The sequence below is a fragment of the Celeribacter marinus genome (assembly GCF_965656515.1).
GTDB classification, from domain to species: Bacteria; Pseudomonadota; Alphaproteobacteria; order Rhodobacterales; family Rhodobacteraceae; genus Celeribacter; species Celeribacter marinus_D.
The window spans coordinates 1-5,157 of the sequence record NZ_CBFHKW010000013.1; the positions used below are offsets into that span (position 1 = coordinate 1).

5 protein-coding genes are annotated in these 5,157 nt (G+C 57.0%); 4 read left to right on the forward strand and 1 reads right to left on the reverse strand.

All coding sequences use genetic code 11. The features are described from left to right. Positions 1 to 78 precede the first annotated feature (78 nt). Positions 79 to 858 carry an SDR family oxidoreductase gene (locus ACTG34_RS04750; protein WP_062219281.1) on the reverse strand — a complete coding sequence of 260 codons (780 nt, stop codon included), beginning with the start codon at positions 856 to 858 and terminating at the stop codon, positions 79 to 81. Between the two features lie 348 nt (positions 859 to 1,206). Here ACTG34_RS04750 and ACTG34_RS04755 point away from each other — a divergent pair, with 348 nt between their 5' ends. From ACTG34_RS04755 to ACTG34_RS04770, 4 genes are all read left to right on the forward strand, one after another. Beyond that, positions 1,207 to 2,241 carry a Hint domain-containing protein gene (locus ACTG34_RS04755; protein WP_439103859.1) on the forward strand — a complete coding sequence of 345 codons (1,035 nt, stop codon included), beginning with the start codon at positions 1,207 to 1,209 and terminating at the stop codon, positions 2,239 to 2,241. A gap of 49 nt (positions 2,242 to 2,290) precedes the next feature. Beyond that, complete coding sequence (locus ACTG34_RS04760) at positions 2,291 to 3,898, forward strand: peptide chain release factor 3 (protein ID WP_439103860.1); 1,608 nt, start codon at positions 2,291 to 2,293, stop codon at positions 3,896 to 3,898. Positions 3,899 to 3,928: 30 nt separating this feature from the next. Beyond that, positions 3,929 to 4,720, forward strand: coding sequence for a hypothetical protein (locus ACTG34_RS04765; RefSeq protein WP_439103861.1), 792 nt, complete (start codon positions 3,929 to 3,931; stop codon positions 4,718 to 4,720). Between the two features lie 144 nt (positions 4,721 to 4,864). Then, positions 4,865 to 5,157: DEAD/DEAH box helicase (locus ACTG34_RS04770; protein WP_439103862.1), on the forward strand; the 293-nt coding region annotated here is incomplete at its 3' end.

The following is a 5,157-nucleotide window of genomic DNA, read 5'->3' on the forward strand; positions in this document are numbered from 1 at the left end:
AACCGCAGTGCCGCGCGGCGTGGTCCCTCCCACGTAGGCCCGACATCTGCCGATACCACCGCAAGAGGGACAGCCCGTTTACATCGTTGTGTTCGTCGCACCACCGTCGAGCAAGATGTTTTGCCCAACCATGTAGCCCGCGAACTGGCTACACATAAACGCGCATGTCGCACCGAACTCGGCCGCTGTGCCGTAGCGCCCTGCGGGGATTGACGCGGCTTTTTCGGCGCGCACCTCGTCAAAGCTTTTTCCTGTCGCCTGTGAGGCGGCGGTGTCGAGGTTCACCATGCGATCCGTTGCGTGCAATCCGGGCAACAAGTTGTTCATCACCACGCCTTTGGGCGCGATTTGGCGCGCAGTACCCGCCACGTAGCCCGTCAGGCCCGCACGCGCAGCATTGGACAGACCCAACACGGCAATCGGGGCCTTGACCGAAACGGACGTGATGTTGACCACACGGCCCCACCCGTTGTCGATCATGTGCGGCACCAACGCTTTGATTAACGCAATCGGGGCGAGCATGTTGGCATCCAAGGCCGCGATGAAATCGTCGCGCTCCCAATCGGTCCACATGCCCGGAGGTGGGCCACCAGCGTTATTGACCAAAATATCGACCTGTCCGGCAACGGCCAAAAGCTGTGCACGGCCCTCTTCGGTTGTGACATCTGCGGCGACCGTCTCAACGGTAACGCCGTATTTTGCACGAATTTCGGCAGCTGCGGCCTCAAGAGCCTCTGCGCCGCGCGCATTCATGACCAAATTCACGCCCGCTTCGGCCAACGATTCGGCACACCCACGCCCCAAACCCTTGGATGATGCACAAACCAGTGCCTTTTTACCTTTGATGCCCAAATCCATGCGTGCGTTCCTTTGTGCTCGTTTGAGAAGAGTATTATGACAATTAAGGAGCGTTGTAGGGCGCGAGGCCACCCTTGTCACCTCGCCAACCACGCACCCAAGTGTGTGCAGCAACGCAAAGCCCACGCGTTTGCCAACGGCTAGCCAACACGCTCGAACCATCCGTGCCACTATTTGCACTATTATGCCCAAATCCTGACATTGTTTCCCTCTAAGTGTTGAACATGATTGTGGAACCCTCAGGTTCCGTTACGGCATGACGAGTGAATGACAATGTTAGATACTGTTGAATCAACAACTGATGCCTTAAACGCGAGACGCGCAGGCATTTATAAAATGGGGCCTTTCGTGGCAACGACGATGACACCACAGCACGAACAAACAACAGGGAACACTCAGCCCGTTCAAAACCTGTCTGTTTACTCTGCGCAGGCGTTTCGTGTTACGGATGGCGCCAATTTGGGGGATGCAATCGGTCCGTCTGATGACCTGGAACTTGCCGACACTTACATGGTGGCGGCTGACGCGCACCGCGTGCGCCTTGCCCTACAAATCAATGATGAGACCCTGAGCATCGGCCACGGGTCTGAAGTGGGCCGTGACGGTGCCCGACTTCACCTTGATTGCGTCGCGACCTTTATGACGCTCGACGGCTCCACACTTGAGGCGTTGATCATTGTTGAAACGGACGACAGCGACAACATCGCTGAGTGCTATATGCTTCCCTTCGCGCCGCTGGACGAAAAACAAACCTATTCCTTGATCAATATCGACCGCCAAAGCCCGCGCACCCGCTTGGCCGAAATCGCATGTGTCGCCTTTACGCGCGGCACGCATATCACGATGGCAAATGGCAAACAGGTGTTGATCGAGGATCTGAACGTGGGGGACCGTGTTCTCACCCGCGATCATGGCGCGCGCGAAATCCGTTGGATCGGTCAGCAAACCATGCGTGCAACCGGCGCCTTCGCCCCCATCACCATCAAGGAAGGGGTGCTCAACAACGCCGCCGATCTTGTGGTGAGCCCAAACCACCGCATCTTCATCTACCAACGCAATGACCGCATAAAAGCGGGGCGCGCCGAGGTATTGGTCAAGGCGCGATTGTTGGTGAATGGCGTTGATGTCGTGCAAAGTGACGGCGGATTTGTCGACTACTTCCAACTGTTGTTCGATCAACATGAAATCATCTACGCCGAGGGCATCGCCGCCGAAAGCATGTTTGTCGACAAACAGGCCAAAACCTATCTTCCGAGCGAAGTGCACGCACACCTCTCTGGCCACGCCATGTCAGGCGAACGCCCGCGCGCGATCGATATAACGGACGGTATGCTCGATAGCGCCAATGCGGTAGAATTGCTGCGCGCGGCGTCACGCGGCTAACACCCATCCCTGCTTGCCCAACTTCGCCCGCACAGCTATATGCGGGCGCATGTCAGATAGCGCACACACCTCCCTCGATCTGCCCGCCGAAATCGCGCGGCGCCGAACCTTTGCAATCATCTCTCACCCCGATGCGGGTAAGACGACATTGACAGAGAAATTCCTGCTCTACGGCGGGGCCATTCAGATGGCGGGTCAGGTGCGCGCCAAAGGCGAGGCTCGCCGCACGCGCTCCGACTTTATGCAGATGGAAAAGGACCGCGGGATTTCCGTATCGGCTTCGGCCATGTCGTTCGATTTTGACGGGCACCGGTTCAATCTTGTGGACACCCCCGGTCACTCGGATTTCTCCGAAGACACCTACCGCACGCTTACCGCCGTAGACGCCGCCATCATGGTGATTGATGGCGCGAAAGGTGTGGAGAGCCAGACCCAGAAATTGTTCGAAGTCTGCCGTATGCGCGACCTGCCGATCCTGACGTTTTGTAACAAGATGGATCGCGAAAGCCGCGATACACTTGAGATCATTGACGAAATTCAAGAAAACTTGGCGATTGATGTGACCCCTGCCTCATGGCCCATCGGTGTAGGGCGCGAGTTCGTCGGCTGTTACGACATGCTCAATGACCGTCTCGAATTGATGGACCGCGCGGATCGCAACAAGGTAGCGGCAAGCATTTCGATCAAAGGGCTCGACGATCCCAAACTTGACGAACACATCCCCGCACATCTGTTGGAACAGTTGCGCGAAGAGGTCGAAATGGCGCGTGAATTGCTGCCGGCTTTTGACCGCGAGGCCTTTCTTGAGGGAACGCTCACGCCGATTTGGTTCGGCTCGGCGATCAACTCGTTTGGCGTCAAGGAACTGATGGATGGCATGGCACAGTACGGCCCAGAGCCGCAGCCGCAAAAGGCCGAACCGCGCTCCATCCATGCCGATGAGAAGAAGGTGATGGGATTTGTGTTCAAAGTCCAAGCCAACATGGACCCCAAGCACCGCGACCGCGTGGCCTTTGTCCGTCTCGCGTCGGGTCATTTCCTGCGCGGGATGAAACTCACGCATGTGCGGTCCAAAAAGCAGATGGCGATCTCGAACCCAGTGCTGTTTCTCGCCTCCGACCGCGAATTGGCCGAGGAAGCATGGGCCGGCGATATCATCGGCATCCCGAACCACGGCCAATTGCGCATTGGTGATACCCTCACAGAGGGCGAAGAGATTCGCGTCACCGGCATTCCGTCCTTTGCACCGGAACTGTTGCAAAGCGTGCGTGCGGGCGACCCGATGAAGTCTAAGCACCTCGAAAAGGCATTGATGCAATTCGCCGAAGAGGGGGCCGCAAAAGTGTTCAAGCCCGCGATTGGCTCCGGCTTTATTGTCGGTGTGGTTGGTGCCTTGCAGTTCGAGGTACTCGCCTCGCGTATCGAGTTGGAATACGGCCTTCCCGTGCGGTTTGGCCAATCGCAATTCACCTCCGCGCGGTGGATTTCGGGACCACGTGCGGATCTTGAGAAATGTGTGAATACCAACAAACAACACATCTCTTACGACCACGATGGCGACGCTGTATTCTTGACCAGATTGCAATGGGACATCGATAGAATCGAGCGCGATTTCCCAACGCTCAAACTGTCCGCGACCAAGGAAATGATGGTTTGATATGAAACCGGCGTGGGGTAGGATTTCGATATGAAAAAGGTTCGAAAGACGCCCCCGCCGCAGACGGATTGCACCTATCCGCAAGGGTTTGACGGACTTGCAGCACCGATCAAACGCCGCCTTGATCCGTTCTTTATTGCGCAGGGCGATGTGCCCCCCGCCGACGTGCAGTTCGCCCCGTTCAAAACACGCCATATTCCGCGTGGCGAGACGTGGGAGGGGCGCGACCCATTTTTGACCGACTACGCCGGTAATGCCACATGGTTGCGCCAGTTCTTTCAGGGAAAGCCCGAGCTGTGCCACCTTATGGGCTGCCTTGTGATGATCACACGGCGCACGGCGGTGCCATCCCACATTCTCGATCTATGGTTTCGGCTTTGGGACGAAGAGGCGGGATTTTTGGTTGAGCACCTTGATATTAGGTGGAAAATATCGGCGATGCGCACCTTTGGCGCACATGGGCGAACCGAGTTGGAACGCCGTCTGGGGCGTGAATTCTTTTTGGTCACCGGCATGATGAAACTGGCGGATACCGAGCGCAGCTTTTCAGGTCTTGGTCCCGATGAGCCATTTGCATTGGGACGCCGAAAGACTGGACCCGTCTCCTTGGGACAGAGTGCCTACACAGTCGCCATGGGGGACTTGGACGCACATATCTTGTTGCAACTGCATGAAACCGTAGAGGCGCTGGCGGACACAGACCAAGGGACAGGGGCCGCCCTGCTTGGGTCCGATATGCTATTGCGGATCAACGCCTGCCCCAAAACCGTATTTCGCCGCCTAATGTTATTGCGCGAAAAATTGCAGCAAAATCGTGCGTAGCCCCCCGCAAAACCCACGTCACCTTGACGTTTTGATGGGCGCGGCGTATTAGGCAGACCATAGTACGTCTCGGCAATATGGCCGAACGGGCCGCGCGGGTTATATGCGGCCGATTTCACCGCCGTATACCTCGAAAGGCACAATTTGACCAAGTTTACCGACCTAAATCTCGACAAAAAAGTTCTCAAGGCTATCGCAGACGCGGGCTATGAGACCCCCACCCCTATTCAGGCGGGTGCGATTCCCCCCGCTCTTGAGGGCCGAGATGTCCTCGGAATTGCCCAAACGGGCACAGGCAAAACCGCCTCTTTCACATTGCCGATGATCACACTTTTGGGCCGAGGCCGTGCACGCGCACGTATGCCGCGCTCTTTGGTGCTGTGTCCGACACGTGAATTGGCCGCGCAAGTCGCCGAAAACTTTGACACCTACACCAA

Bases quoted from the DNA above. Each gene is read 5' to 3' on its own strand.
- ACTG34_RS04750 (WP_062219281.1), bottom strand. From the start codon at position 858: ATGGATTTGGGCATCAAAGGTAAAAAGGCACTGGTTTGTGCATCATCC.
- ACTG34_RS04765 (WP_439103861.1), top strand. From the start codon at position 3,929: ATGAAAAAGGTTCGAAAGACGCCCCCGCCGCAGACGGATTGCACCTAT.
- ACTG34_RS04760 (WP_439103860.1), top strand. From the start codon at position 2,291: ATGTCAGATAGCGCACACACCTCCCTCGATCTGCCCGCCGAAATCGCG.